Raw genomic sequence first — 26,570 nt, 5'->3', positions numbered from 1 at the left:
TTCGTCGGCCCCTCCGGCTGCGGCAAATCCACATTGCTTCGCATGATCGCCGGCCTTGACGCGACGTCGGCGGGTGACATCGTGATCGATGGCCTAAGGGTCAACGATCTGCCGCCGGTCAAGCGCGGCATCGCGATGGTGTTCCAGTCCTACGCGCTCTATCCGCACATGAGCGTTTTCGAGAATATTGCCTTTCCGCTGCGCGTCGAAAAGATGGAAGAGGAAAAGCTCAAGGCCAAGGTCGAAAACGCGGCGCGCATCCTGCACCTCGACCAGCGCCTGCAGCAGAAGCCGGGCATGCTCTCCGGTGGTCAGCGCCAGCGCGTGGCGATCGGCCGCGCGATCGTGCGCGAGCCGAAGATCTTCCTGTTCGACGAGCCGCTCTCCAACCTCGACGCCGCGCTGCGCTCCGACATGCGCATCGAGCTTGCGAAACTGCACCGGCAGCTCAAGGCGACGATGATCTACGTCACCCACGACCAGGTCGAGGCGATGACGATGGCGGACCGCATCGTGGTGCTCAATGCCGGCGAGATCGCTCAGACGGGGGCTCCGCTCGAGCTCTACCACAAGCCTGCCAACATCTTCGTGGCCGGGTTCATCGGCAATCCGAAGATGAACTTCCTGCCGGTCACCTGCACCGCCGTCGGCGACAAGAGCGTGACCGTCGAATACAAGGGCCAGTCGCTCACCGTGCCGGTCACGCCGCGCGAAGGCGTCGTCGGCCAGACGCTGACCCTGGGCGTACGCCCCGAGCATATCCAGCTTGCATCCGGCGATATCTCGCTCACCATCACGCCAAGCGTCATCGAGCGTCTCGGCGCGCAGACTGTCGCTTACGCAGCGCTGAATGGTGAGGGCGAGAACTTCTGCGCCACGCTGTCAGGCAGCGTCGGCGTGCGACCGGAGCAACCGATGCTCGTCGGCATCAATGCAGTGGATTGCCACCTCTTCGATGAATCTGGAATCGCGTTCGAACGCCATGTGGCGTTGACCGATATCGATCTCAATCTGCTGAACCCGACTGCGCTCGCCTGATCGCGAGCGCAGTCGCGCCATCAGCGATCGAGGAAATTGTAGAATAACGCGTTGGCCGGGTACGAGTAGGAGCCCCTGTCGACGATTCCGTGGCGGTACATACAATTGCGCAGTGCCGTCACGTGCCACAGGCTGTTCACGTCGGTCGAGCCGCGGCGAAACGCTTCCTGCTCGCAATAGGGATAGGTGTGATCGAAGCGGGCCAGAGTGGTCGGATCGGAATCGACACGGACACCGGAATAGGTCTGCCATTGCGACGGCGCCTGCGCGGCTGAAATGCACGCCAGGCTCCCTGCGACTCCCAATGCAATCAAAGCTCTCATGAATGATCTCCCATGACGTCGCCGGAATATTGGCGCATCAATAAGATGCGCCGGATATGGCAAACTTCAAGGAGGACTATCCAATGGCGTTACCGGCCTGTGAACGGCCGCCAACCCGATGCTGCAACTACCAGACAAGCCCGCGAGCGGCGACGTCCTCGATGCGGGTGACGACGCCGTCGCGATGGAAGACCATGGTGTCAAAGAGGTTCGAGACCACGCAGGTGTGGTTCGGGATGATCAGAAGCTTGTCGCCGATCTGCGGCCGAGCCCCCTCGCATTTCGAGAGGTCGATCACGCCGTGCTCTTCCGAGAGACCAGTGATCGACGCCTGCGGATAGCCGACCACCTGGCCATAATCCGTGAAGCCGAGCAGGTCAGAGGTCAGTGCTTTCGAGCCCGCATCGATAACGGCGCGATCCCCCGTCGGGCGGGAAATGACAGTGACGAGAATATGCATGGCGCAGTCGTCCACTGTGCAATGTCCGGCGCGGACCATGGAGCGGTCATTAAAGATGTAGGTGCCGGCCCGGTGTTCTGTGGCGGCGGGAACCAGATGGGCATCGAACAGGCTCGGCGAGCCGCCATTGCTGACGATAGGGCAGGCGATGCCTTCAGCCCCAAGCAAGCTCAGCGTTTGCGCAAGAAAGGCCTGGACCTCGGTGGCGGCGCCCGGCTTCGGATAATTCAGCAGCCCGCCAAAGGTGAGGCCCGCTGCAGCGTCGATGTGCTTGGCGAGCGCCACGGCTTGCGCGGGCTTCTGCACGCCGCAGCGCCCGGCGCCGGTATCGCACTCGACCAGCACCACAAGCGGCTTGCGCGCAGCAAAATAGGTAGCCAGACCGTCGACGGTGTAGGCGCTATCCGCGACCACCTTCAGCCCGGATATCCGCTCGTTCAGCGCCGCGAGACGCTCGAGTTTCGCGCTGCCGATAATGTTGAAGGTGATGAGGATGTCCACGAAGCCCGCGTCGGCGAAAACTTCGGCTTCGGTGACCTTTTGGCAATTGATGCCCTTGGCGCCCGCCGCCACCTGCTGGGCAGCCAGCGCTGGGATCTTGTGCGTCTTGATGTGCGGACGGAAATCGATGCCGTGCGCGTCCATATAGGCCTGCGTGCGGGCGATATTGGCCGTCATCCGGTCTTCATCGATAATCGGCCGAGGTGTCGAGAGTTCCGCGACCTTGTCGCCGGGCTTGGCGACGACGGCAAATGGGCTGTTGTGCATCTGAGGCTACTCCATGTTAAGCGCCGTGGGGATCGGCGATCATGGGCCAGATATCCTTGCGCGCCCGCCGATACGGCGTCTTCGCCGGATTGTTAGGATAAGGCGTGCCGGCAGCGCAATAGATGATTTCGGACGCTATCTTCGAGAATGAGGCGTAGAAGTGGTTCGTCGACTTGATGACGAGGATCTTCTTCTGCGTCGGATCGATGCCCATGACCGAGAACAGGCTCGGATCGAAGCTTTGAGCACGCGTCGAGTTCAAAATGATATCGATTCCATCGAGCACGATGTGTGCCGCATCGCCGAAGGGCGCGAAGCTTTCGCCAAAGCGCATCTCGGCATTCGGCACTATTTTTATGACCTTGACCAGACCGTCGATCGGGTTGCCGGTGCCCGGCGCGGACTTGGCACCGAAGCGCAACGGAATCTCAGCGCCTTCGCCGGCCGCCATGCATATCTGCACGGCCATCGGGTCCCAGATCGTGCCGATCGCCACATCGGTGACGCCGCGCGCCAGGAGTTCGCCCAGCACCACTGTCGCGTCGCCGGCTGTTCCGCCGCCGGGGTTGTCCCACATATCGGCGATCACGACGGGCCATGCGGTCGCCGCCAGCGCCTGCGACACAGCCTCTTTCTCGTCGATCTGCGGCATCATGAAGGTGCCGCGTTTCGAAAAGAGTTCCATGCCCAGTTCGCGCGCCAGCGCATCGCCCTTGGCCTTGCGGTCATTGGTGACGACCAGCAGCTTGGTGCCCATCTCAGGTACGTCGCCGGCCATGAAGCCGTGGACCACGGAGATGGAGAGAACGTCGGGGTCGTCCTTCTCGATCTGCATGATCTTGTCGACGAAGGAGCGCATCGGATCGCGCGAGGTCGGAAACACGTCGATCATCTGGCAATCGAAGACGGACATGTCCGGTTTTACACGGCCCTCCAGCGTGTCGACGGCGATGCGCCACAGATCCTCGGCACGATCGACAAAGTCCGTGTGCGGGAACTCCTTGAAGTAGACGAAGGCATTGGCGGCGGCGAAACGCTTGGCCGTCAGATGGCTGTGCGGATCGAGCTCGGCGAAAACGGGAATATCGGGCCCGACAATTTCGCGAATGCGCGTCAGCGTATCGCCTTCCGTATCCTCGTAACCGGCGGCGACCATGGCGCCATGCAGGCCGAGCACGACGGCATCGACGGGCATCGCCGCGCGAAGTTGTCCGAGGATTTCGTCGCGCAGGCCTTCATAGGTCGCGCGGTTGACGAGACCGGCCGGATCCGCCCAGGTCGCGGTGCCCTCGATCAGCGTCCAGCCCTTCTCCGTGCAGACGCGCCGGCCGACGGTGATCGGCGCGGAGCAGAGCGTCGGCGTTTCGGGATGTTCGCCCGGCGGTGCATAGAGCGACGCCTCGAAAGCGCGCCGATCGACGCAGATTGGGGAGAAGGTATTGGTCTCGGTTGCGAGAGCCGCCGTGAAAATCCGCAATGTATCGGCCTTTGTGTTGATCAACCCATCGGGTTCGGAAGATAGCCGGTGAAACCGGAGATCTTCCAACGCCCCTCGTGCAGGCGGCAGTAATAAAGGGTCTGCCACTGCATGATGTCGCGGTTGCCGTCGGCCTTGGCGATGCCACCGTCGAACTTCTTGCGTACCAGCGCCATGTCGCCCTCAATCTCGATATCCTCGAGCGTGGTCGTGGTGAAAATGGCGGTGCGGGTGTCTTCTGCAAAGGATTGCGTCGAAAAATCCTTGGCCTGGCGAACCCATTCGTCGCGATAGGCGGCAAGCGTCGGGAAGGCGAGGCGCCACTTGTCGGGGCTCACTTCCTTGCGACCGTCAATGCCGATGAAGCCGTCCTCGACGAAATCGTGCTCGACCATCGACCAATCGGCGGCCAGGAAAGCGTCGATATCGCGGTGAACGAGCATCTCCCAGATTGAGTGCCGGGCAATGTCGGAGGCGGGGAAGGGGTTCTTGAAAGGATCGCGCATGGTGTTCCCGATTGAAATTCTTTTCATGAATGACGTTTTTCTCTGGCCAAATTCCGCTTAATATGGTCACTTGTCAACTTATCACGAAAATAATTTGCAAGGATCGGTCAATGTCCATCAAGCGTTATGGCACTGTTCAGACCGGCGCAGGCGGAAAGCCGCTGCCGTTTGCCCGTGCGGTCGAAGCCGACGGCTGGCTCTATGTGTCGGGCCAGGTCGCCATGGAAAATGGCGAGATCATCGACGGCAATATCGTCGCGCAGACGCACAAGACGATCCAGAACGTGATCGCGATCCTTGAAGAGGCCGGCTACGGCCTTGAGCATGTTGTGCGCTGCGGCGTGTGGCTCGACGATCCCCGCGATTTCTGGACCTTCAACGGCATTTACCAACAGTATTTCGGCGAGCATCCGCCGGCACGCGCCTGTGTGCAATCGTCGATGATGGTCGATTGCAAGGTCGAAATCGATTGCGTCGCGTATAAAGCGAAAGACAAATAGCGCGATAGACCTAAGGGAGCCGGGCGTGGATATTTTCTCGACATTGCAGGAAGAGAAGGCCCGGCTTTCGCCGTCGGAAACCCGTATCGCGGATATTCTGCTCAACGACTTTGAATTCGCCGTCAACGCCTCGATCATCGAGCTGGCGGAGAAGGCGGATGTCTCGCCGCCGACGGTAACCCGCTTCTGTCGCCGTGTCGGCTGCGAAAGCTTTTCCGATTTCAAGGTTCAGCTTGCGCGCACGGCCTATGTCGGGATGCGCTATCTCAGGCCCGAGCCGAAGAGCCGCGATCCCGGTGACGTCGCCCAGGACATCATCACCAAGGCGCAAAATGCGTTGTTTCTGCTGCATCGCTCGCTTGACCTTGCCGCCATCGAGCAGGCCGCAGAGAAGATCGCCAAGGCCGGGATGATCTATGCCTTCGGCTCGGGCGGCAATTCCTCGATGATTGCCAGCGAGCTGCAGAACCGCCTTTTTCGTTTCGGCCTACATGTGACCGCGAGCTCCGATCACGGCATGCAGCTGATGCTGGCGGCAGCGGCGAAGTCGACGCATGTCATCGTCGGCTCGTCGTTTTCGGGTCGCAACACCGAACTGGTCCGCTCCTTCACGCTCGCCCGCGAGACCGGCGTCACGACCATCGCCCTGACGCAGGCCGATAGCCTCGTCGCCAAGGCCGCGGACATCGTCATCCCGATCGATCTTGCCGAAGGCAACAACATCTTCCGGCCGACCTCGACGCGCATCGCCTATCTGGCCGCTGTCGACATCCTGGCCAGTCTCGTCGCCTACAACATCCCGCAGGCGGCGGTCACCCTTCGACGCATCAAACAACAACTCGTTGCCCACCGTGACGGCGATGACCGTCAGCTGCTCGGGGACTGAGGATTTCATGTCAGGAAAGGACTTGAAATGACAAAATCGGTAGCGATCGTGACCGGCGCTGCGGGCGATATCGGCCGTGCCATCGCCAACCGGCTCGCGGATGACCACGACGTCGTCCTGCTTGTCGACATTGACGGCGCCGCCGCCGAAAAGGCCGCGCGTGCGCTGGGTTCGGCTGAGCGCTTCGTCGCCGTCAGCTGCGATGTGACGAGCGAGCATAGCGTTGCCGAAATGGCGAAGACCGCCGCGTCGCTCGGTGCGCTGAAGACGCTGGTCAACAATGCGGGTGCCGCGCGCGCCGTCAGCCTGCAGTCGACGAAGCCGGAGGATTGGCGCGCAGATAACGCGCTCAACCTCGAAGCGCCGTTCCTCTGCTTCAGCGCCGTCGCCGATCTCCTGAAGGTGACGCAGGGCTCGGTGGTAAACATCGCCTCCGTCAACGGCATGCACGTCTTCGGCCATCCGGCCTATAGTGCCGCCAAGGCCGGCCTTTTGCATTTCACCAAGCTGGTCGCCGTCGAATACGGCAAGTTCGGCATCCGTTCGAACGCGATTGCGCCGGGCACGGTGCGCACGCAGGCCTGGGAAGCCCGCGCCGCCGCCAATCCCAATGTCTTCGAGGAAGCCCGCCGCTGGTATCCGCTGCAGCGCGTCGTCGATCCGAAAGACGTCGCCAATGCGGTCGGCTTCCTGGCAAGCGCGCAGGCCAATGGCATCACCGGTGTCTGCCTGCCCGTCGATTGCGGCCTTACCGCGGGCCAAGCGGAGCTTGCCCGCACCTTCTCCCAATCCGCTGACTACTGATCAAAAAAAGAATACTGAGAGGAACAGTTATGGACACGGCCCCTTATCGTCTGGAGAGCTGCTGGCAGCCGGACGGCGGTCCAAATGGTCGCTTCACCTTTACCCTTTTCAATCTGTCGGATGCGCCGCTTACGGATTTCAAGATCGTCTATACGTCGCTGACACGGGTGATTGACAAGAAGGCTTGCGAGAACGCGACCTTCCTGCGCCGCAACGCCAATTTCCACGAGTTCGCGCCACCAACAGGCCTTTCCATCGCGCCGGGTGTAGGCTGGACCTTTACCGTGAGCGGTCTGCACCGCCCGGCCAAGCACTGCACCGATGGCGCCAAGTCGGCCTACGTGACGCTTGCCGATGGCAGCCACGTCGCGGTCGCCGTGTCCGATCTCCTCCTGGAGGGCCGCGTCAGCGAGCCGCCGCCGGTGCTGCTGCCGCAAGGCAAGCTCGACCTGCCTTTCGCGCTCCAGCCGTGGCCGGCCGAAATCGACGCCAAGCCCGGCGATGGCTTCCCAGTCGTGCTCTATCCCGCGGCCGGCGCTTCCTCGGATGATCTGCGCGCCATGTCCACGGTCACCTCGCTGGTACGTCGCCTCTTCGAAAGCGCGCATGCCCCGTTCAATCTGCAGCCGTCGCCGCAGGGCCGCGCGCTGCGTTTCGCCGCCGATGCCGCGATTCCTGCCGAGGGCTACAAGCTTACTTTCTCGGCCGACGAAATCACGCTTGCCTATGCGGACGCCGCCGGTCGCCAGTATGGCCTGACGTCGCTTGCGCAGCTGCTCGAGGGCGCGCGCAGCCGCCCCGGTACATTCCGTTTCCCGATCTCGGGCACCATCGTCGACAAGCCGCGCTATAGCTGGCGCGGCTGCCATCTCGACGTCTCGCGACAGTTCTATCCGGCAGCCGATATCAAGCGGCTTGTCGACATTCTGGCATGGCTGAAACTCAATATCTTCCATTGGCACCTGACCGATGACGAAGCCTGGCGCCTGGAGATCAAGGCCTATCCGGAGCTCACGACCACTGGCGTGCTGCGCGGACCGGACGCACCGCTTCTGCCGCAGCTCGGCAATGGCGCGGAGCCGGTCGGCGGTTTCTATTCGCAGGACGATGTCCGCGAGATCGTCGCCCACGCACTGGCGTTGAGCGTCGAGGTCGTTCCCGAGATCGATATCCCTGGCCACAGCACGGCGACGCTCGTGGCGCTGCCGGAGCTGACCGACGGACAGGAAGCACCGGACAGCTATCACTCGGTTCAGGGCTATCCGAACAATGCGCTAAACCCGGCCATTCCGTTGACCTACACCTTCCTCGAAAAAGTGCTTGACGAGATGGTCGAGCTCTTCCCGTCGACGTATCTGCATATTGGCGGCGACGAGGTGGCGAACGGTTCCTGGCTGGCGTCGCCGCTTACCAAGAAACTGATGGAGCAGGAAGGGATCGAGGGCACCTTCGCGCTGCAATCCTACTTCCTGAAGCGCGTCAAGGACATGCTGACGGCGCGCGGGCGCAAGCTTGCGGGCTGGAACGAGGTCGCCCATGGCGGCGGCGTCGCGGCCAAGGATACGCTGCTGATGGCCTGGGAGAACCCGCAGGTTGGCATCGAGCTCGCCAGGGAAGGCTACGAGGTGGTCATGACCCCCGGCCAGGCCTATTATCTTGACATGGTGCAGGCCGAGGCCTTCCAGGAACCCGGAGCCAGCTGGGCGGGCACGGTGCCGCCGGCCCACACCTATGGTTATGAAGCCGAAGGCGATTTCCCCGAAGAGCTGAAGGACAGGATGAAGGGCGTTCAGGCCTGCATCTGGTCCGAGCACTTCCTGTCGCGCGGCTATTTCAACCGTCTCGTCTTCCCGCGCCTGCCGGCCATTGCCGAGGCCGCCTGGACACCGAAGGCGAAGAAGAACTGGGATCGCTTCTCGGCCATCGTGCCGCTGAGCCCGAAACTTTAAGGAGCTGACGATGCGGATCGCTGTTGGCGGAATTCATACGGAGTGCAGCACCTATTCGCCGGTGCTGATGGCCGTCGAGGATTTTCGCGTCCTCAAGGGTGCGGACCTTCTGGGGGCCGAGTATTTCAACTTTCTGAAGGCCGATGGCATCGAGCACCTGCCGCTTCTGCATGCGCGCGCCGTGCCTGGAGGCCCGGTCTCACGCGCCGCCTACGAAGCCTTCAAGAGCGAGTTCCTCGCCCTTCTGAAGGCGGCCTCGCCGGTCGATGGGCTCTATCTCGCCATGCATGGCGCGATGAATGTAGAGGGCATGGACGACGCCGAGGGCGATTGGATCTCGGCTGCTCGCGCGGTTGTCGGGCCCGATGTCGTCGTCGCGGCGAGCTATGACCTGCATGGCAATGTCAGCCAGAAGATCATCGATCAGCTCGATATCTTCGCCGGCTACAGGACCGCGCCGCATATCGATGTGCGCGAGACCATGGTGCGGGCGTGGTCGATGCTGGTCGATGCCTTGAAGAGCGGCACGCGTCCCGGCGTTGCCTGGGCTCCGGTGCCGGTTCTCTGGCCTGGCGAGCGCACATCGACGGAAGACCAGCCGGCGAAGGCGCTTTATGAGGCGCTGCCGGTCTTCGACCAGCGCGCCGGCGTTCTCGATGCCAACCTGATGGTCGGCTATGTCTGGGCCGACGAGCCGCGCGCGACCGCCTGCGCGGTCATCACCGCGACCAGCAAGGGTGCCGCGGCCAAGGCTGCGGAAGAGATCGCACTCTCCTATTGGAACGCACGCGAGGAATTCCGCTTCGGTCCCGTCACCGGGCCGTTGGCGGAGATGCTCGATATCGCTGAGAAGGCCGAGACGTCGCCCGTGATCCTCGCCGACTCCGCCGACAACCCGACGGGTGGCGGCGTCGGTGATCGTGCCGACGTGCTGAACGCGCTGATTACGCGTGGCTTTGACGGCGCGCTGATCGCGGGGATTACGGATCGTCCCGCCGTCGAGGCATGCTTTGCCGCCCGCAAGGGCGCCACGCTCGCGGTGACCATCGGTGGTAGCCTCGATGGATCGAGCACGCCGGCCAAGGTGCAGGCGGAGGTCTTGCTGCTCTCCGATACCGGCGTGGCAGCCGAGCGCCAGGCGGTCGTGCGCATCGGCGGGATCACCGTCGTGCTCGCCGCGCGCCGCCGGCCGTATCACAACATCGCCGACTTCATCCTGCTTGGGCTCGATCCGAAGACTGTCCGCCTCCTGGTCGTTAAATCCGGCTACCTCTCACCGGAACTCGCGCCGATCGCCAATCCGAACCTGATGGCGCTGACACAGGGCGTGGTGAACCAGGATATCGAGGGGCTCACCAGTAACCGCCGCGCGCGACCTGCGTTCCCCTTCGATCGCGATTTCAGCTACATCCCGCAAGCGCGCTTCTCGGCGCGATGGACCGATTGATAGAAAATAACTGACAGCCTGGCAGTCTCGGTTTTATACCAGACCCGCCAGGCCGCGTTCGCCCAAGACGGCATCCGCCGCCACCGCCACGAATTCGAACATGACCCGCTTCCTTCCCGCCGTCTTCCGCGACCCGACCATCCGGGTAAGCATGCTCGCCCTCTTTATGTTCGGCGTCGCGAGTGCCGCCACCTCTCCCTATCAATCCGTCGTCGGCATCCGCGAACTGGGCTTGAGCAACGGGCTCTACTCCGCGCTGATTTTCTCGGCCGCTGCCGTCAACGTTACCGTCAGCATCCTGCTCGGCAATCTGGCGGACCGGCTTGGCGAATATCGCACCATGATGCTGGCGACCGCGCTTTTCGGCGTGCTCGGCTATGGTGCGATCTACACTCTGCCGCATCAGGCGACCTTCGTGGTCAGCGCACTGCTGCTCCTGCCGGTCTATGGCTCGCTGAATTCGCTGCTCTTCGGCAATGTCCGCCGAAGGACAACCGGCATGTCGCGCGATGACGTCGCCAGGGTCAATTCCGGTGTGCGCGCGATGATGTCTCTATCGTGGGTCTTGGTGCCCGGCCTGACCGGCGTGTTGCTCGCCCGGTCGCCGAGCATGCTGCCGGCCTATCTGTTTGCCGGCATCGCCTGCGCCGCCTGCTTTGGCCTCATCGCCATCTTCCTGCCACGCCAGACGGGGACCGACAAGGCCGCGAGCCGCCATCTCTCCTATCTGGCGGCGCTCGGCGAGGTCGTTTCGCCGCCGGTGCTCGTCCGGGTCATCGCCATCGCGCTGATCAGCTCCACGCTGCATGTCAACGGCGCCATCCTGCCGCTGATCGTCACCGGCGCCGCGCATGGGACGGTCGCCGACCTCGGCGTCCTCATCGGCATCGTCGCCTTCCTCGAAGTCGTCTTCATCATCGTGTGGGGTCGGGCGCAGAGGATCATGAGCCACGTGACGGCGCTCGCGATTGGCGCGAGCATTTATGTCGTCTATCTCACGCTGCTCGGCTTCGCGTCAACGCCCTGGCATGTCTACGCGCTCACCTTGATCAGCGGCATTGGGGCGGCTGCGCTGATCAGCATCCCGATCACCTATCTGCAGGACCTTATCGCGGAGCGACCGGGATTGGGCAGCGCGCTCATTTCCGTCAACATCTTCATCAGCGCCGGCCTCAGCGCATTGCTCTTTGCCATTGGTACCGCGGTCAGCAGCTATTCCGGCACGGCCTTCATCGGCGCGCTTGCCGGTGTGATCGGGCTGGCGATGCTCCTGTATTTCGACCGGCTAAGGCGTCGTTGAGCACTGCTGGTAGCGTAATGTTGAACTGACGAGGGAAAACGGTCGTGTAGTATTGCAACTGAGACGGATGGATGGAGGATCAATCATGAATCGGCTGACCGCGAAGGACTTCCCCCAGGAACTGCTTGAACTCTACGATTATTACGCGCATGGCAGGATCACCAAGCGTGAGTTCCTCGACCGGGCGAGCAAGTTCGCCGTCGGCGGCCTGACCGCCGCTGCAATTCTATCCTCGATGAGCCCGAACTATGCGCTGGCGACGCAGGTGGAGTTCACTGACCCTGATATCATCGCTGAATACATCACCTATCCCTCGCCCAACGGAAATGGCGACGTGCGCGGCTATCTCGTTCGGCCGGCGAAGGCCGACGGGAAGGTGCCGGGCGTTGTTGTCGTGCATGAAAACCGGGGGCTCAACCCCTATATCGAAGACGTTGCGCGCCGCGTTGCCAAGGCCGGCTTCATTGCGCTGGCCCCTGATGGCCTGACGTCGGTTGGTGGCTATCCGGGGAATGATGAGAAGGGCCGCGAACTGCAGCAGACGGTCGATCAGCAGAAGCTGATGAACGACTTCTTTGCCGCGATCGAGTTTCTGATGAAGAGCGACCTGACCACAGGCAAGGTCGGCATTACCGGCTTCTGCTACGGTGGCGGCGTCGCCAATGCCGCAGCCGTTGCCTATCCGGAACTTGGTGCCGCCGTGCCGTTTTACGGCCGTCAGCCAACTGCCGACAGCGTCGCACGCATCAAGGCGCCGCTGCTTCTCCACTACGCCGAACTCGACAAGGGCATCACCGACGGCTGGCCGGCCTATGAGGCGGCGCTCAAGGCGGACAAGAAAGTCTACGAGGCCTATGTCTATCCCGGTGTGAACCACGGCTTTCACAACGACTCGACCCCGCGCTACGACGAAGCCGCCGCCAAGCTCGCCTGGGAACGGACTGTGGCCTGGTTCAAGAAATATCTGGTCTAGGCGCTGCCAAAGAGGCTTCCGACCACCCATACTGGCGGTCGGAGCGTAGTGCATCCGATCAGTAGCCGACCAACAGGTTCTGTCCGAAATCCGGCTGAACGCCCAGTATCGGCCCGACCCGCTTGACGATATCGGCCACCATCGGTGCTGCGGTTTGGGCGGCGAAGTTGAGGTTTTGCAAGCCCGTTAACGGTTGATCGACGAATGACAAAACCACGTATCGCGGGTTTTGCATCGGGAAGCCCGCGAGGAAAGAGTTGAAGCTCAGCTTGTGTGAATAGACGCCGTGGATAACCTTGTTGGCCGTCCCGGTCTTGCCGCCGACATGGAAGCCGGGGACATCGGCGGTTCGCCCTGTGCCCTGCTCGCCGTTCAGCTTGAAGAGATATCGGATGGTGTCGCTGGTGCTCTTCTTGACGACGGCTTGCTCGGTCTTCGCAGCCTCTTCGCGCGTGCGCGGCAGGAAGGTCGGCTCGATCAGTTCGCCGCCATCCAGAAGAGCCGCGCCGGCGACTGCCGTCTGCATCGGCGTCGTGGCAACGCCGTGGCCGAAGGCGGCGGTGAGGGAGTTGATCTTCTTCCAGACCCTCGGCTGGCTCGGCGCTTTTACTTCCGGCAGCTCCGTCTGCATCTTCGAGAGCAGGCCGAAGCGGGTCAGATAGTCTTTCTGAATATCCATGCCGACGACATCCATCATCTTGGCGGTGCCGACGTTTGACGAGTAACGGAAGATTTCGGGGATCGACAACACGCGCCGCGGCACGTCACGGTCGTCGTGGATCGTGAAGCCGCCGTAATGGAGAGGTGTGCTGGCGTCGAACGTATCGGACAGCTTGATCTTCCCAGTGTCGATCGCCATTGCGATCGAGAAGGTCTTGAAGACGGAGCCCATCTCGTCGGTACCATTCGACATCCGGTTGAGCCAGCCTTTGTCGCCATCTGCTTGCGGATCGTTCGGATCGAAGTCCGGCGCCGAGGCCATGGCGAGCACCTCGCCGGTGTAGATATCAAGGATAACAGCTCCGGCCGATTGCGCCTGATACCGGCCGATCGCATCGGCCACCACGTCGTGCACGGCGTTCTGCGCGCGGATATCGATGGAGAGCTTCACCGGTTCCAGGCTGCCGGCGATTGTGAGGCCCGTCGAGGCGAGTGCGGAGAGGCCCTGGTCGTCGAGATATTTCTCCATGCCGCTGACGCCGTGATTGTCGATATCGACATAGCCGAGGATATGCGCGGCGGTGCGGCCGCCCGGATAGAAGCGCTTTACTTCGGGGCGGAAGCCGATGGCGGGAATGCCGAGCTTCAGCACTTCGCTCTGCTGCTTGGGGCTCAGCTGGCGCTTCAGCCAAGCGAAGTGCGAATGACGGTTGGAGAGTTTTTGAAATGTCGAGCGCTTGTCGAGATCGGGAAAAACGGTGGCGAGCTTTTCGACGGCATCATCGACGTCGACGATCTTGATCGGTTCGGCGAACATCGACACGGTGCGGATATCGGTCGCAAGCAGCTCTCCGTTGCGATCCAGGATATCGGGGCGCGATGCGACCGACGAAGGCTTGGGCAGGATGGCGGAGGTGGAGTTGTCGCCGTGCACGCCGTAATAGATGAGCTTGCCGCCGATGACGCCGTAGGCAAGCACAAGCACGGTGCCCAATATCGCCAGGCGCGATCTCGGCGTGGGCGCCTTGCGGCGTGGCTTTACCAGGCGCTTGCCACCATCGCGAGAGCCGAATTCCAGGCTGACGAGCCGCCCGCTTCTGGATGCTAGAGTTTGAAGAATGGACATCGGATCCAGCTTGCCAAATAGCGCGCATACGAATTGTTAGTACGCATCAGCTAGCGCCGAGATCGTTAATGCGGTGTTAACGAATTGCCTCGGCTTGGCTCATTTCACAAAGAAGTCATTCCAAGGTCGCCACCTTTCTACTGAAGGTGGCGACGTCGCGAGGGCCAGTGCTGCTATTGCTTGTCCGACGCCCTGTCTCGAAGAACGCCGCTGCGTATCAGCCGATCGACATGAGGCTCGCATTGCCGCCGGCGGCAGCGGTGTTGATTGAGGTAGAAACCTCTTCCAGCAGCCAGTTCAGGCAATAGGCTTCGGGATTGCGCTCCAGCTCCGCCGTCGAGGCCGCCTGCGTCAGGAGCAGCGGGCCGGACATGGCCGCGATTTCCTGCTGCATCGAGGCAATGCGCGCGCTGTCGCCTTCGATGAGTGCGCCCGAGAGAATCTCGCTCGTGCTCCTGCCGTTGCCGAAGTGGATACGCTGGGAGACGCTCGATGGAAGGCCTTTCAGGCTGTTGCGAAGGCTGTCACTGCATTCGATCAATGCCTTGTTGCCTGTTGCCAGAACCGATGAGATCTGGCGATGCAGGCCGACTTCCGAGACCGGTGCGCAGAAGATGGTGCCGCGCGAGTGCAGCGCGTAGATGTTGCGCTCGCCGACGGGGCCGGTGAGCTCGCTCTCCAGACCAAGCGCCGATTGGCTGCCAAGATTGCGGGCCATCTCGGCCTCGTCATGCAGTTCGCGCTCGTCGAGCCACTTGGCGAAATTCGAAAGCGCCGGATCGCTATAGACCGAGCTGTGCTGAGGCGGGATCGGCGGTGTATTCACCAGGCGGCCGAGATAGAGCGGTCCGCCGGCCTTCGGGCCAGTTCCGGAAAGCCCGCGCCCGCCGAAGGGCTGAACGCCGACCACGGCGCCGATGACGTTGCGGTTGACGTAAACGTTGCCGACCGCGATGCGGGAGGTCACGCGGGCGATCGTCTCGTCGAGGCGCGTGTGCAGGCCGAAGGTCAGGCCATAGCCCGTGGCGTTGATCTCATCGACCAGCCGGTCCAGATCCTGCCGGCGCCAGCGGATGACATGCAGCACCGGCCCGAACACTTCGCGCTTCAGTTCGGCGATGTTGTTGAGCTCCACGATCGTCGGGGCGACGAATGTGCCATGCTGTGTCTCTGTCGGCAGCTCGATGCGTTCCACCTGGCGGCCAAGCGCCTGCATCGATTTTACGTGGGTCTCGATGATTTCCTTCGCGTCGGCCGTAATGACGGGGCCGATATCGGCGGAGAGGCGATTGGTGTTGGCGATCGTCAGTTCGCGCAGCGCGCCCTTCAGCATCGTCAGCGTGCGGTCGGCGACGTCGTCCTGCAGGCAAAGAATGCGCAGCGCCGAGCAACGCTGGCCGGCGCTGTCGAAGGCCGATGCGATGACATCGCCCACGACCTGTTCGGCAAGCGCCGAGGAATCGACGATCAGCGCGTTCTGGCCGCCGGTTTCCGCGATGAGCGGGATCGGCTTACCGTCGGCCGACAGGCGCTTGACGAGTTCGGCCTGGATCAGCCGGGCAACTTCGGTCGAGCCGGTGAACATGACGGCTGCTGTCTCCGGCGCCGCGACAAGGGCCGCACCGACGCTACCTTCGCCCGGAACCAACTGCACGACATCCTTCGGAATGCCCGCCTCATGCAGGATCCTGACGGCCTCGGCGGCAATCAGCGGCGTTTCCTCGGCGGGCTTCGCGAGAACTGGGTTGCCGGCAACGAGGGCGGCCGCGACCTGGCCGCTGAAGATCGCCAGCGGGAAGTTCCATGGGCTGATGCAGACGACGGGCCCCAGCGGCGCGTGTGACGGCCCCAGCGTGCGGCGCGCCTGTTCGGCGTAGTAGCGCAGGAAGTCGATCGCCTCGCGCACTTCGGCAATGGCGTTTTGCACCGACTTTCCGGCTTCGCGGATGATGAGGCCGAGGAGCGTCTCCATGCGCGTCTGCATGATATCGGCCGCGCTGTCGAGCAACGCCGCACGGTCTGCGGGCGAGACGACGGCCCAGGATGCGGCTGCCGCCTTCGCCGCCTGCATTGCTGCTGCGACTTCGGATGGCGTTGCCTCACGAACCTGGCCTACCGCGTCCCTATGATCGGCGGGGTTGAGTACGTCGCGGGCGCCGTTGATGTCGGTCGCTTGGCTGGGCAGCGCGCGCCAGCCCTTGGTGGCGCTTTCGCCCAGCAGATGGGACAGGTGGTTGAGCACCGTTTCGCTGGAGAGATCGAGGCCGGCGGAGTTGACGCGGCTTCCGTAGAGTTCGCCGGGGAGCGAGATCTTGTCGTGCTTCTGGCCGACGATCGGCATCTTCGAGACGATCTCGGCCGGGTCGGCGATCAGTTCGTCGATGGAGACGTTTGGATCGGCGATCCGGTTGACGAAGGAGGAGTTGGCGCCGTTCTCCAGCAGGCGACGCACGAGATAGGCAAGCAGCGTTTCGTGGGTGCCGACGGGTGCGTAGATGCGGCAGGGGCGGTTCAGGTTTTGCCGGCCGACCACCTCGTCATAAAGCGGCTCGCCCATGCCATGCAGGCACTGGAACTCGTATTTGCCGACATAATAATCCGAGCCGGCCATCTGGTAGATGGTTGCCAGCGTTTGAGCGTTGTGGGTCGCGAATTGCGGGAAGACGGCATCGGTCGCCGCCAGAAGCTTCCGGGCGCAGGCGACATAGGAAACGTCGGTGTAGATCTTGCGGGTGAAAACAGGGAAGTCCGCGAGGCCATCGACCTGCGCCCGCTTGATCTCCGCATCCCAGTAGGCGCCCTTGACGAGGCGCACCATGATCCGACGGCCGGCGCGGCGCGCGAGGTCGATGATGAAATCAAGCACGAATGGGCAGCGTTTGCCATAGGCCTGAACGACAAAGCCCATGCCGTTCCAGCCTTCCAGCTCGGGGTCGAGGCAGAGCGCTTCCAGAAGGTCGAGCGACAGTTCGAGGCGGTCGGCCTCCTCGGCGTCGATGTTGAGGCCGATGTCGTAGGACTTGGCGATCAGCGCCAGCGCCTTAACCTTCGGCAGTAACTCGTCCATGACGCGGGCGCTCTGCGTGCGTGCGTAGCGCGGATGCAGCGCCGAAAGCTTGATCGAGATGCCCGGGCCTTCATAGATGCCGCGCCGATCAGACGCCTTGCCGATGGCGTGGATCGCGGTCTCGTAATCCTTGTAGTAGCGTTTCGCGTCCGCGCCCGTGGTCGCGGCTTCGCCCAGCATGTCGTAGGAGTAGCGGAAGCCGCGCTGCTCGAGCGGCTTTGCCCGCTGCAGCGCCTCGTCGATGGTCTCGCCGGTAACGAACTGCTCGCCCATCATCCGCATCGCCATGTCGACGCCGCGGCGGATCACCGGCTCGCCGCAGCGGGCGATCAATCGGGTCAGAGCCGCAGAAAGGCTGCGATCGGCGACCGTCGATGTCAGCTTGCCTGTCACGACGAGACCCCAGGTCGCGGCGTTGACGAAGAGCGAGCGGCCGCCGCCGAGATGCGCCTTCCAGTCGCCCTCGGAAATCTTGTCGCGGATAAGCGCGTCGCGCGTGGCCGTGTCGGGGATACGCAGCAGCGCCTCGGCCAAGCACATCAGCGCGATGCCCTCCTGGCTGGAGAGCGAATATTCATGCACCAATCCCTCGACGCCAGTTCCCTTGTGCTTGGCGCGCAGGGCCTCGATCAGCTTGCGGGCGGTGTCGGCAGCGGCTTTCCTGACGTGATCGGGGAGGGCGGCTGCTTCAACCAGGCGTGGCACGCAGATCGTCTCCGGCGTGCGGTAGGCAGCCGTGATGGCGCGGCGCAGATCGCTCTGTTCTCGGATCGGAGTGGCGAATCCATCAAAGGGATTTGCAGAGCCGTTGGCCTGCTCTACTGTGACTTCGACTGCTGCCGCGTCGGTGGTGATTGCCATGCTGGGCTCCTGATCCGCTGATGTCGCGAAGCTAGCAGATTTCAAAAAGTCAATTTCACTTGATTTAGAACGTTCTAGTCTTTAGTTCGCTATTCAATATTCATATTGGAGGAAATTATTGTGGCGAGCGCGGGAAATGTCAGGGAAATCGACCAATTCGATCAGCGCATCCTCGACGCGCTCGTCGCCGATGGCAGGATGTCTGTGACCGACCTCGCCAAACGCGTGGGTCTGTCCAACACGCCCTGCCAGGTCAGGCTCAAGCGGCTGATCGAGGATGGCTACATTCTCGGCTTCCGCGCCATCATCGACGTCAACAAGCTCGGCCGCAACCATGTGGCGTTTACCGAGGTGAAACTCTCCGACACCAGGGAGAACGCGCTGAACGCATTCAACGTCGCGGTTCGCAAGCTGCAGGAGGTGGAGGAGTGCCACATGATCGCGGGCGCATTCGACTACCTCCTGAAAATACGCACGTCCGATATCGCCAATTATCGCCTCGTTCTAGGCGAGAAGATCTCCAGCCTTCCCTTCGTCGCCAACACATCGACCTTTGTTGCGATGGAAGCGATCAAGGAGAACGGCGCCTGATCGGCGGCTGATTGCCAGCTCCGGGCTCCTGTCATTTTGCGCGTGACAGCGGTCGGCTTCTCTGACAAAACAGACCCATTGAGAGACAGGGGCGTTTGCCGACGGCAGACTGAGAAGTACCCTTTGAACCTGAACCAGATAATGCTGGCGGAGGGAGTCGCTCGGACCCTTCGGCAGTGCTATCAGGGTCCCCGCGTCTTGCCCCGCCCGAAAGGGGCATGATGAAAGACGACAGATCTCCCGGTTCGATGCTTGATGCCATGCGCGCGCAAAGGCCGCTCGTTCAGTGCATCACCAATTTCGTTGCGATGAACATCGCCGCCAACGTGCTGCTCGCAGCCGGCGGTTCGCCTGCCATGGTGCATGCAGAGGAAGAGGCGGGCGAGTTCGCGGCGATCTCCGGCGCGCTGACTGTTAACATCGGCACGCTCTCGTCGAGTTGGTTGAACGGGATGCGTGCCGCTGCCAGATCGGCGGGCGAAAACGCCAAGCCATGGGTCCTCGACCCTGTCGCCCATTATGCGACCACCTTTCGCAGACAGGCCGTCGCGGAGCTGCTGGCGCTTCGCCCGACCATCATTCGCGGCAACGCGTCCGAGATCATCGCGCTCGCCGGTGGCGAAAGCCGGGGGCAGGGCGTCGATAGCCGCGACCCCGTGGAGCAGGCGGAAGCTGCCGCCAGCCATATCGCAGACAAGCATCAGGCCGTGGTGGCGGTGACCGGCGAGGTCGATTTCGTCACCGACGGCGCGCGCGCCTGCCGCATCGAGGGCGGCTCTTCGCTGATGCCGCAGGTGACGGCGCTCGGTTGTTCGCTGACATGCCTCGTCGGTGCCTTCGCCGCCGCAAGGCCCGGTGCTCCGTTCGAAGCGACGATATCGGCACTCGCCATGTTCGCCGTCGCCGGCGAAGAGGCGGCGCGGGTCACTGACGGACCGGGGTCATTTTCGTGGCGGTTCCTCGATGCCCTAGCGGCGATAGACGGCGCCGCGATCGACAACAATGCGCGGGTGCGGATGCTATGAGCAGGATCGATCTCTCGCTCTATCTCGTCCTCGATCCCGAGCTCTGTGCCGGCATCGGCATGGTCGAAACCGCAAGGCGCGCCGCCGCCGGTGGCGCCACTGTCGTGCAGCTTCGCGACAAGCACGCCTCCACGGCGCGCATGATAGACACCGGCCTTGCCCTGAAGGAAGCGCTCGCCGGGACGGGCGCGCTGCTTGTCGTCAACGATGATGTCGAGGCGGCCGTCGCGATCGGCGCCGATGGTCTGCATGTCGGCCAGGACGATATGGTCGTGCGTGCCGCGCGCGAGCGGGTCGGGCGCGACATGATCCTTGGCCTGTCGGTGGAGACAGAGGCGTTGGCGAGGGCTGTCGATCCGGCATTGGTCGACTATGCCGGCATCGGCCCGGTCTTCGCGACGCCGACCAAGCCGGATCACAAACAGCCGATCGGCTTCGACGGCCTTGCACGTCTCGTCGCTGTCTGCCCGGTTCCATCCGTTGCGATCGGCGGGCTGAAGCTGGCGCATGTCGGCGGTGTTTTTGCTGCCGGTGCCGACGGGATCGCCGTCATCTCGGCGATCTGCGGCACATCAGATCCTCGCGCCGCCGCCCGCGAGCTTTCAGAGGCTATTCAAGGGAGATCACGATGATCCGCAACGTTCTCTCCATCGCCGGATCCGATCCATCGGGCGGCGCGGGCATCCAGGCGGACCTCAAGGCCTTTGCCGCGCGCGGCGTCTATGGCATGGCGGCGCTCACCGCGTTGACAGCGCAGAATACGCAAGGCGTATCCGGCGTTCACCTCGTGCCAGCAGGTTTCGTCGCCGATCAGATCAAGGCCGTGTTTGCCGATGTCCGGGTCGATGCCGTGAAGATCGGCATGATCGCCAATGCTGAAATCGCCGATGCCGTCGCCGGCGTTCTCAAGCTTCATCCCGGCATCCCGATCGTGCTCGATCCCGTCATGGTGGCCAAGGGTGGGGCGAAGCTTCTCGACCCCGCTGCGGTCGATGTGCTTCTGCGCCGGCTGCTGCCGCTTGCGACTCTGCTAACGCCCAATCTGCCTGAGGCAGCCGCGTTGCTCCACACCGACGTGGCCGAGAGCCGCCGGGAGATGGGCGAGCAGGCCGAAGCGCTGCGCGCTTTGGGACCCGCTGCCGTGCTTGTCAAAGGCGGCCATCTCGAGGGCGACCAGAGCCCCGACGTGCTGGCAACGGAAGACGGCCTCGCCTGGTTCGAGGCCGCCAGGATTCCGACCGCAAACACCCACGGCACCGGCTGCACGCTTTCGAGCGCGCTGGCGGCCGAGCTCGCCAAAGGCGCGAAGCTGCCAGATGCGGTGGCCGCCGCAAAGAGCTATCTCGCCGGCGCGGTGGCTGCGGCCGGCACGCTCGACGTCGGCTCGGGACATGGCCCGGTCCAGCACTTTCACGAACTTTGGACGACAGAGGAAGGAGACGCGAAATGACATTGCCGATCAGTGAGCAGACGGTGATCGTAACGGGCGCCGCGCGCGGGCTCGGCGCGGCGATCACCAGGGCTTTTGCCCGCGAGGGCGCGAAGGTGGCGATCAACTATCGCAACAGCCGCGAGCAAGCCGAGGCGCTGGCGAAGAGCCTCGGCGAGCGGACGCATGCTTTTCAGGCCGATATCCGCGACGGCGCGGCCGTGCGCGAACTGGTGGCGGATGTCACGCGCACGCTGGGGGCACCGACGACTGTGGTGCACAATGCGCTCGCCGATTTCAGCTTCAACGGCGATGCACGCCCGAAGCTCGGCGAGCTCAGCTGGGAGGAGATAACCAAGCAGCTTGATACGGCGGTGAAGGGAGCTCTGAACCTCATGCAGGCAACCCGCCCGGCCATGGCCGCTGCCGGCTTCGGGCGCGTTGTCACGATCGGCACCAATCTCTTCCAGAACCCGGTCGTGCCATATCATGACTACACGGCGGCGAAGGGTGCGTTGTTGTCGCTGACCCGCACGGCCGCGGCCGAACTCGGACCTGATGGCATCACCGTGAACATGGTCTCAGGTGGATTGCTGCGGACCACCGATGCCAGCGCCGGAACGCCCGAGGCGGTGTTCAACCTCATCGCTGGCAGCACACCGCTGCGCCGTGTGACGACGCCGGAGGAAGTCGCCGACGCCGTACTGTTTTTCGCCAGCCCCTGGGCGCGGGCGGTTACCGGCCAGAACCTGATCGTCGACGGCGGCCTTGTCTTTGGCTGAACGTCATCGCGATATCATCACGACTTGACCGCGCCTGCGGTCAAGCCGGCGATGATGTGCTTCTGCGCGAGGAAGAAGACGATGACGGTCGGCATGATTGTCAGCGTGATGAAGGCGAGCACCAGCTGCCAAGCGGTGCCGAATTCGCCGCGATAGACCATGATGCCGAGCGGCCAGGGGTACATCTTCTCCGAGTTCAGCATGATCAGTGGCAGGATGTAGCTGTTCCAGCTGCCGACGAAGGAGATGATGCTGACCGTCGCAATGATCGGTCGAGAAAGCGGAAGGCAGATATGCCAGAAGAAGCGCATGTAGCCGCAGCCATCGACGACGGCCGCCTGGAACAATTCCTCCGGAAGGTTGCGAAAATAGTTCCGGAACAGGAGTATGCTCATGCCGAGCCCGAAGGCCACCTGCGGCAGCACCACGCCCCAGTAGGTGTTGAGCAGCCCGAGATCGCGGATGCGGATGAAGAGCGGCAGAATGGCGGTCGCGGCCGGAAACATCAGCCCGATCAGGAAGTAATTCAGCAGGAAGTCTGCGCCGAAGAAGCGGACATGCGCGAAGGTGAAGGCCGCCATCGCCGATACCGATACGGTAAGGAAAACGGTCAGCGCCGCGATGAGCAGCGAGTTGACCATCTGTCGCCAATAGCGATCGCCGAACAGGATGTCGGTGTAATTTTCGACATGCCACTCCACCGGCAGGCCGAACGGATTGGTGCGCAGGTCGCCCAGATCCTTGAAGCCGCCAAGCGCTGTGGTGACCAGCGGGATCAGGACGATGGCCGATATGATGACCAGCGACGTGTAGAGATAGGCTTTGGTGCCGGCATTGAGCCGGTCGGATGAAACGACGTCAGTCATGGCGCATGAATATCCGTTTGTAGCTGAAGGCGAGCGTTACGCAGATCAGGAAAAGCACGACGCCGACGGCGCTTCCGAGCCCGACCTGCATGCGGGCCACGCCGAAGTTGAAGAGGAAGGTCACCATCGTCTGCGTGGCATTGAACGGACCGCCGCCCGTCAGAGGCATGATGAGGTCGAACAGCTGCAGCGAGCCGACGACGGCGAAGAAGACCGAGAGGCGCACCGTCGATCCAAGCAGCGGCAGGGTGATATAGCGGAACCGCTGCCAGCCGCTGGCACCATCGATTTCGGCGGCCTCCAGCACGCTCTTGTCGAGCGATTGCAGTCCGGCGATGAACAGCATCATGTGGAAGCCGAAGTATTTCCAGACGATCACGCCGAGTACCGCGTACATCGCCAGATCCTTGTCGGCCAGCACATAGGGTGTCTCGACGCCGAGCAGATGAGCGATCGAGGCGAAGAGCCCATAGTCGCCGTCGTAGACGAAGCGCCAGATCAGGCCGGCCGCGACATCAGCGAGCACGTAGGGCAGGAAAAAGATCAGCCGGAAGACGACCACGCCGGCGATGCGGTGCGCCAGCATCATCGCCAACCAGATGGCCAGCGGAATCTGGATCGCGATCGAGATCACCATGATCATCGCGTTGTTCTTCAGCGCGGTGAGGAAGGCGCCGTTCTTGAACAGGAGTTCGAAGTTGCGCATGCCGACATATTGCGTCGGCAAGCCATAGCCGTCCCATTTGTAAAGACTGTACCAGGCGGCCTCGCCCATCGGCAGGATCACGAAGATCGAGAACAACAGAAGCGCCGGCGGCAGGAAGAGCAGCAGCACGGGCAGGCGGCCTGCAACGGCCGGATGTTTGCGCCGGGCGGACTGGGTGGCCGGTATGCGCGCGGGTCTGATTGCGGTGGCGGCGCTGACATTGGCCATGGGGACCTCACATTCCAGACATCAAATTGCGGCGCGAGAGCGTGCCTCGCGCCGCGATGGTCTTGATCAGAACTGATCCTGCTCGAAGGCATCCTGGATCTGCTGGGCGCCATCGGTAGGCGTCATCTGTCCGGAGACGATAGCGACCGACACGTCGTTGACGACGCGACCGACCGAGGGGCCGAGATCCTGGTCGAAGAAGTTCTGGTGCCATGTGGAATGTGCCAGCTGTTCGGCCGATTCGTGCAGCAGCGGGTTGGTCACGCCATCCTCTGCGCCGACCGCGACCGGGATGATCATGCCGGCCTTGGCCATGGTGCGCTCGTTCTCGGCATTGGTGAGGTAGGCGAGGAAGTCGAGCGTTTCCGGCGGCGCCTTCTTGGTGACGGCCCAACCGTTCAGGCCGCCCAGCGTGTCGGTGACAGCACCGGCGCCGCCAGTAACGGTGGGGAAGGCGAAGCGGCCGATATTGTCGGGGTTCAGGCCCTTCTTGTCGCCGGCATTGGTGCGCTGGTTGGCCTCGGTGTTCTGGAAGCCGAGGATCATCGCCGCCTTGCCGTCGCCGAAGACGCCGAGCGTCTGCGGCCACGTGGCCCCGAGGTAGCCGGGCTGGAATGGCTCGAGCTTGCCGAGTTCGGCGAGCTGCTCGCCGGCCTTGATCATCGCCGGATCGTTGAAGCCTTCACCCTGGCCGTTCTTGGCGGCATCGAAGACCTGCTGGCCGCCGTTGCGCATAACGAGATAGCTCCAGTAGAAGTGGATCGGCCACTTCTCGCCGCCACCGCCTGCGATCGGCACGATGCCGGCGTCCTTGATCTTCTTCACTGCGGCCAGATAGTCGTCCCAGGTCTTGATCGTGGTGGCATCGACGCCGGCCTTGGCGAACAATTCCTTGTTGTAGAAGAAGGATACGGTGCCGACCGCATAAGGGACCGCGCCGATCTTGCCGTCATAGCTCAGGCCCTTGACGGAGGCCGGGTTGTAGGTTTTCACCCACGCGCCATCCTTGGCGTTCATCGCTTCGCTGAGATCGAGCAGGGCGCCAGTCGCGAGCTGCTGTTTCAGGACGCCGCCGCCCCAGCTGTAGAAGAGATCAGGCGCATCGCTGGACTGCAGAAGCGTCGGCAGCTTCGCCTTGAAGGCCTCGTTTTCGAGGAACTGCATCTCCACCTTCGTGCCCGGATGCTCGGCCTCGTAATTCTTGACGATTTGCTGCCAGACGCCGAGATAGGTCGGGTCGATTTCGAGATGCATCCACTTGATTGTCGTGTCGGCAGCGGCAGTGCCGGCGGCAATCAGAAGCGCGAGCGCAGTCGCGGTCGAGCGGGTAAAGGCGCGACTATTGAACAGGGCTTTCGCCCTTTGATGATTGAACATAAGGTCTCCTCCTCAAGGGAAAATCGTCCTCTACAATTTTGTCCCTTATGCGGATTAAATGATCGGCAGCTTTGCCAGAATGTCAACTCCCTTGGCTGAATTTGGCAGATTAGCCTTGACAGAGGGCTGAATCTCCACGCTATTTAATTCGCATTCCGACAAAAATACCGACCTGCTTCGGCGGTCGCCACAAGAGCCGTGCACGAATAGATGAAGACCGCAGACCCGGAATTGATGCGCGCGATCAATCGCCTGAACGTGCTCGACACGGTGCGCCGACATGGGCCGATCGCGCGCGTCGAGATCAGCGAGCGCACGCAGCTGTCGACCACCACGGTGTCGGCCATCACCGCCTCGCTGCTGGATGATGGCCTCATCCTGCCGCGCCACGAAGGCGATATCCGCAACGAAGCGGCGCGCGGCCGGCCACGTGTCATGTTGGAGCTCAATCCGGATGCGGCGCGTGTCGTGGGTGCCAAGATCGCAGCCAGCCGCATGGTCTTCGTCGTCACCGATTTTCGCGGCGACGTGCTCTCGAATCTCACCCTGCCGATCCGGATCGATCGCCAGCCGATCGCGGTTATCGCCGATCTCGTCGAGGATGGCGTGCGGCGTTGCGTCGTCGATGCCGGCCTGTCGCTGGAGGATGTCGATACCGTCTGCCTTAGCCTGCCGGGTGTCATCGAGCATCGAACAGGGCATATCCGCAGCAGCCCCATCTTTCGGGACGTCAATGTCGATTTCGCCGCTGAGATGACGACGCGGCTGAACACCTCGACCATTGTCGAAAGCGACGCGCATGCCATCACGCTGGCGCATCACTGGTTCGGCAAGGCGCGCGATTTGGAAGACATGGTCCTGATCTCGCTGGAACAGACGCTGGGGCTCGGCGTGCTCCATGGCAACCAGCTGTTTCGCGGCGCCGGCGGCCTCAGCCACAATCTCGGCGATCTAGTGCTTGGCATGGGACCGCGCGGCATCGTGCGGCTGTCGAGCCAGGCGGGCGAAAGCGAAATTCTGGGCGAGCAGCCGGCGGGTGGGCGATTTGCCGAGGCGATCCGGCTCGGGCGCGGCATGGCGCATGCGCAGGCCTTGATCAAGGCAGAAGACAACGCGCTGATCAGCGCGGCGATCCGGGCGGGGGAGGCCGTCGGCGTCGCGGTTGCCAATATCGTGACCATCTTCGCGCCGCCGCGCGTCATCCTGGTGGGCTCCAGCCTGGCGCTTGGAGAGCCTTTCCTGGAGAGCCTTCGAAATGCCTACGCGCTGGCCATCCCACCATCGCTCAGGGGCGTCGCGGAACTCGTCTTCGACGATTCCAGCGACGACTTCTGGGCACAGGGGGCTGCGGCCGTCGCCCTTTACGAACTCTACGAGTCGCCGTGGAACACCACGGGCCCGGCGCTCTGACGCTTTCAGAA

At 62.8% G+C, this 26,570-nt stretch carries 23 protein-coding genes and 1 riboswitch; of the genes, 14 read left to right on the top strand and 9 right to left on the bottom strand.

Features of this window, described 5'->3' with window-relative positions; genetic code table 11:
* A partial coding sequence (locus B3605_RS00645; RefSeq protein WP_296431595.1) for an ABC transporter ATP-binding protein occupies positions 1-1,038 on the top strand: 1,038 nt, incomplete at its 5' end.
* Positions 1,039-1,058: 20 nt separating this feature from the next.
* Here B3605_RS00645 and B3605_RS00640 read toward each other — a convergent pair.
* The 4 genes from B3605_RS00640 to B3605_RS00625 all read right to left on the bottom strand — a co-directional run bounded on the left by B3605_RS00640 (position 1,059) and on the right by B3605_RS00625 (position 4,572).
* Positions 1,059-1,361, bottom strand: a complete 303-nt coding sequence (locus tag B3605_RS00640; protein ID WP_112818818.1) for a hypothetical protein — start codon at positions 1,359-1,361, stop codon at positions 1,059-1,061.
* Between the two features lie 127 nt (positions 1,362-1,488).
* On the bottom strand, positions 1,489-2,589 hold the full coding sequence (locus B3605_RS00635) for a D-TA family PLP-dependent enzyme (protein ID WP_296431593.1): 1,101 nt from the start codon (positions 2,587-2,589) through the stop codon (positions 1,489-1,491).
* A 16-nt stretch (positions 2,590-2,605) separates the two neighbouring features.
* Positions 2,606-4,066 (bottom strand): M81 family metallopeptidase, encoded by a 1,461-nt coding sequence (locus tag B3605_RS00630; protein WP_112943621.1) that lies wholly within the window; start codon positions 4,064-4,066, stop codon positions 2,606-2,608.
* Between the two features lie 20 nt (positions 4,067-4,086).
* On the bottom strand, positions 4,087-4,572 hold the full coding sequence (locus B3605_RS00625) for a hypothetical protein (RefSeq protein WP_112943512.1): 486 nt from the start codon (positions 4,570-4,572) through the stop codon (positions 4,087-4,089).
* 110 nt (positions 4,573-4,682) lie between these two features.
* On the opposite strand from B3605_RS00625, the gene B3605_RS00620 reads away from it, so the two are divergent.
* The 7 genes from B3605_RS00620 to yghX all read left to right on the top strand — a co-directional run bounded on the left by B3605_RS00620 (position 4,683) and on the right by yghX (position 12,431).
* The gene (locus B3605_RS00620; protein ID WP_112424839.1) at positions 4,683-5,072 is read left to right on the top strand and encodes a RidA family protein; all 390 of its coding nucleotides are present in this window, start codon (positions 4,683-4,685) and stop codon (positions 5,070-5,072) included.
* A 25-nt stretch (positions 5,073-5,097) separates the two neighbouring features.
* Positions 5,098-5,958: a MurR/RpiR family transcriptional regulator gene (locus B3605_RS00615; protein ID WP_112943513.1), complete on the top strand. Its 861-nt coding sequence runs from the start codon at positions 5,098-5,100 to the stop codon at positions 5,956-5,958.
* A 27-nt stretch (positions 5,959-5,985) separates the two neighbouring features.
* Entirely contained in the window at positions 5,986-6,762 is a 777-nt protein-coding gene (locus B3605_RS00610; protein WP_112943514.1) for an SDR family oxidoreductase, read from the top strand.
* A 29-nt stretch (positions 6,763-6,791) separates the two neighbouring features.
* Complete coding sequence (locus B3605_RS00605) at positions 6,792-8,711, top strand: beta-N-acetylhexosaminidase (protein ID WP_296431586.1); 1,920 nt, start codon at positions 6,792-6,794, stop codon at positions 8,709-8,711.
* 10 nt (positions 8,712-8,721) lie between these two features.
* Complete coding sequence (locus B3605_RS00600; RefSeq protein WP_296431583.1) at positions 8,722-10,158, top strand: M81 family metallopeptidase; 1,437 nt, start codon at positions 8,722-8,724, stop codon at positions 10,156-10,158.
* Between the two features lie 10 nt (positions 10,159-10,168).
* On the top strand, positions 10,169-11,458 hold the full coding sequence (locus B3605_RS00595; protein ID WP_349677242.1) for an MFS transporter: 1,290 nt from the start codon (positions 10,169-10,171) through the stop codon (positions 11,456-11,458).
* A gap of 85 nt (positions 11,459-11,543) precedes the next feature.
* Positions 11,544-12,431, top strand: a complete 888-nt coding sequence (gene yghX, locus B3605_RS00590) for a YghX family hydrolase (RefSeq protein ID WP_289727855.1) — start codon at positions 11,544-11,546, stop codon at positions 12,429-12,431.
* A gap of 58 nt (positions 12,432-12,489) precedes the next feature.
* Here yghX and B3605_RS00585 read toward each other — a convergent pair whose 3' ends face one another.
* Together B3605_RS00585 and putA are read right to left on the bottom strand one after the other, a co-directional pair.
* Positions 12,490-14,217, bottom strand: a complete 1,728-nt coding sequence (locus B3605_RS00585) for a peptidoglycan D,D-transpeptidase FtsI family protein (RefSeq protein ID WP_112973054.1) — start codon at positions 14,215-14,217, stop codon at positions 12,490-12,492.
* Positions 14,218-14,434: 217 nt separating this feature from the next.
* On the bottom strand, positions 14,435-18,145 hold the full coding sequence (gene putA / locus B3605_RS00580) for a trifunctional transcriptional regulator/proline dehydrogenase/L-glutamate gamma-semialdehyde dehydrogenase (RefSeq protein WP_296431577.1): 3,711 nt from the start codon (positions 18,143-18,145) through the stop codon (positions 14,435-14,437).
* A 120-nt stretch (positions 18,146-18,265) separates the two neighbouring features.
* Here putA and B3605_RS00575 point away from each other — a divergent pair, with 120 nt between their 5' ends.
* The 5 genes from B3605_RS00575 (at position 18,266) to B3605_RS00555 (ending at position 21,972) form a co-directional block, all read left to right on the top strand.
* Positions 18,266-18,736 (top strand): Lrp/AsnC family transcriptional regulator, encoded by a 471-nt coding sequence (locus B3605_RS00575; RefSeq protein ID WP_112818942.1) that lies wholly within the window; start codon positions 18,266-18,268, stop codon positions 18,734-18,736.
* Between the two features lie 77 nt (positions 18,737-18,813).
* Positions 18,814-18,909: riboswitch (TPP riboswitch) on the top strand.
* A 75-nt stretch (positions 18,910-18,984) separates the two neighbouring features.
* Positions 18,985-19,761, top strand: coding sequence for a hydroxyethylthiazole kinase (gene thiM, locus B3605_RS00570; protein WP_409457179.1), 777 nt, complete (start codon positions 18,985-18,987; stop codon positions 19,759-19,761).
* Complete coding sequence (thiE, locus tag B3605_RS00565) at positions 19,758-20,393, top strand: thiamine phosphate synthase (RefSeq protein WP_296431573.1); 636 nt, start codon at positions 19,758-19,760, stop codon at positions 20,391-20,393. The genes thiM and thiE overlap by 4 nt, the downstream gene beginning before the upstream one ends.
* Positions 20,390-21,211: a bifunctional hydroxymethylpyrimidine kinase/phosphomethylpyrimidine kinase gene (gene thiD, locus B3605_RS00560; protein ID WP_112973057.1), complete on the top strand. Its 822-nt coding sequence runs from the start codon at positions 20,390-20,392 to the stop codon at positions 21,209-21,211. The genes thiE and thiD overlap by 4 nt, the downstream gene beginning before the upstream one ends.
* Positions 21,208-21,972 (top strand): 3-oxoacyl-ACP reductase, encoded by a 765-nt coding sequence (locus B3605_RS00555; protein WP_112818799.1) that lies wholly within the window; start codon positions 21,208-21,210, stop codon positions 21,970-21,972. Before thiD ends, B3605_RS00555 begins: the two co-directional genes overlap by 4 nt.
* Positions 21,973-21,989: 17 nt before the next feature.
* Here the strand turns inward: B3605_RS00555 and B3605_RS00550 are convergent, their stop codons facing one another.
* The 3 genes from B3605_RS00550 to B3605_RS00540 all read right to left on the bottom strand — a co-directional run bounded on the left by B3605_RS00550 (position 21,990) and on the right by B3605_RS00540 (position 25,149).
* Entirely contained in the window at positions 21,990-22,838 is an 849-nt protein-coding gene (locus B3605_RS00550; RefSeq protein WP_018896552.1) for a carbohydrate ABC transporter permease, read from the bottom strand.
* A complete protein-coding gene (locus B3605_RS00545) occupies positions 22,831-23,772 on the bottom strand; it encodes a carbohydrate ABC transporter permease (RefSeq protein ID WP_112818798.1) in 942 nt (313 codons plus the stop codon). Before B3605_RS00545 ends, B3605_RS00550 begins: the two co-directional genes overlap by 8 nt.
* A gap of 66 nt (positions 23,773-23,838) precedes the next feature.
* Positions 23,839-25,149 carry an extracellular solute-binding protein gene (locus B3605_RS00540; RefSeq protein WP_296431567.1) on the bottom strand — a complete coding sequence of 437 codons (1,311 nt, stop codon included), beginning with the start codon at positions 25,147-25,149 and terminating at the stop codon, positions 23,839-23,841.
* 210 nt (positions 25,150-25,359) lie between these two features.
* Between B3605_RS00540 and B3605_RS00535 the strand changes: the two genes are divergently transcribed.
* On the top strand, positions 25,360-26,559 hold the full coding sequence (locus B3605_RS00535; RefSeq protein WP_112818796.1) for an ROK family transcriptional regulator: 1,200 nt from the start codon (positions 25,360-25,362) through the stop codon (positions 26,557-26,559).
* Positions 26,560-26,570 lie beyond the last annotated feature (11 nt).

Origin of the sequence: Rhizobium sp. UBA1881, from assembly GCF_002338015.1 — a bacterium.
Classification (GTDB): domain Bacteria; phylum Pseudomonadota; class Alphaproteobacteria; order Rhizobiales; family Rhizobiaceae; genus Rhizobium.
This window is presented reverse-complemented; position numbering and strand designations above follow the sequence as displayed.

What these genes read in the sequence shown, in the direction of transcription:
- B3605_RS00640 (WP_112818818.1), bottom strand. Translation starts at nt 1,361, where the DNA reads ATGAGAGCTTTGATTGCATTGGGAGTCGCAGGGAGCCTGGCGTGCATT.
- B3605_RS00635 (WP_296431593.1), bottom strand. Translation starts at nt 2,589, where the DNA reads ATGCACAACAGCCCATTTGCCGTCGTCGCCAAGCCCGGCGACAAGGTC.
- B3605_RS00625 (WP_112943512.1), bottom strand. Translation starts at nt 4,572, where the DNA reads ATGCGCGATCCTTTCAAGAACCCCTTCCCCGCCTCCGACATTGCCCGG.
- B3605_RS00620 (WP_112424839.1), top strand. Translation starts at nt 4,683, where the DNA reads ATGTCCATCAAGCGTTATGGCACTGTTCAGACCGGCGCAGGCGGAAAG.
- B3605_RS00610 (WP_112943514.1), top strand. Translation starts at nt 5,986, where the DNA reads ATGACAAAATCGGTAGCGATCGTGACCGGCGCTGCGGGCGATATCGGC.
- B3605_RS00605 (WP_296431586.1), top strand. Translation starts at nt 6,792, where the DNA reads ATGGACACGGCCCCTTATCGTCTGGAGAGCTGCTGGCAGCCGGACGGC.
- B3605_RS00600 (WP_296431583.1), top strand. Translation starts at nt 8,722, where the DNA reads ATGCGGATCGCTGTTGGCGGAATTCATACGGAGTGCAGCACCTATTCG.
- yghX (WP_289727855.1), top strand. Translation starts at nt 11,544, where the DNA reads ATGAATCGGCTGACCGCGAAGGACTTCCCCCAGGAACTGCTTGAACTC.
- B3605_RS00585 (WP_112973054.1), bottom strand. Translation starts at nt 14,217, where the DNA reads ATGTCCATTCTTCAAACTCTAGCATCCAGAAGCGGGCGGCTCGTCAGC.
- putA (WP_296431577.1), bottom strand. Translation starts at nt 18,145, where the DNA reads ATGGCAATCACCACCGACGCGGCAGCAGTCGAAGTCACAGTAGAGCAG.
- thiM (WP_409457179.1), top strand. Translation starts at nt 18,985, where the DNA reads ATGCTTGATGCCATGCGCGCGCAAAGGCCGCTCGTTCAGTGCATCACC.
- thiE (WP_296431573.1), top strand. Translation starts at nt 19,758, where the DNA reads ATGAGCAGGATCGATCTCTCGCTCTATCTCGTCCTCGATCCCGAGCTC.
- thiD (WP_112973057.1), top strand. Translation starts at nt 20,390, where the DNA reads ATGATCCGCAACGTTCTCTCCATCGCCGGATCCGATCCATCGGGCGGC.
- B3605_RS00555 (WP_112818799.1), top strand. Translation starts at nt 21,208, where the DNA reads ATGACATTGCCGATCAGTGAGCAGACGGTGATCGTAACGGGCGCCGCG.
- B3605_RS00550 (WP_018896552.1), bottom strand. Translation starts at nt 22,838, where the DNA reads ATGACTGACGTCGTTTCATCCGACCGGCTCAATGCCGGCACCAAAGCC.
- B3605_RS00545 (WP_112818798.1), bottom strand. Translation starts at nt 23,772, where the DNA reads ATGGCCAATGTCAGCGCCGCCACCGCAATCAGACCCGCGCGCATACCG.
- B3605_RS00540 (WP_296431567.1), bottom strand. Translation starts at nt 25,149, where the DNA reads ATGTTCAATCATCAAAGGGCGAAAGCCCTGTTCAATAGTCGCGCCTTT.
- B3605_RS00535 (WP_112818796.1), top strand. Translation starts at nt 25,360, where the DNA reads ATGAAGACCGCAGACCCGGAATTGATGCGCGCGATCAATCGCCTGAAC.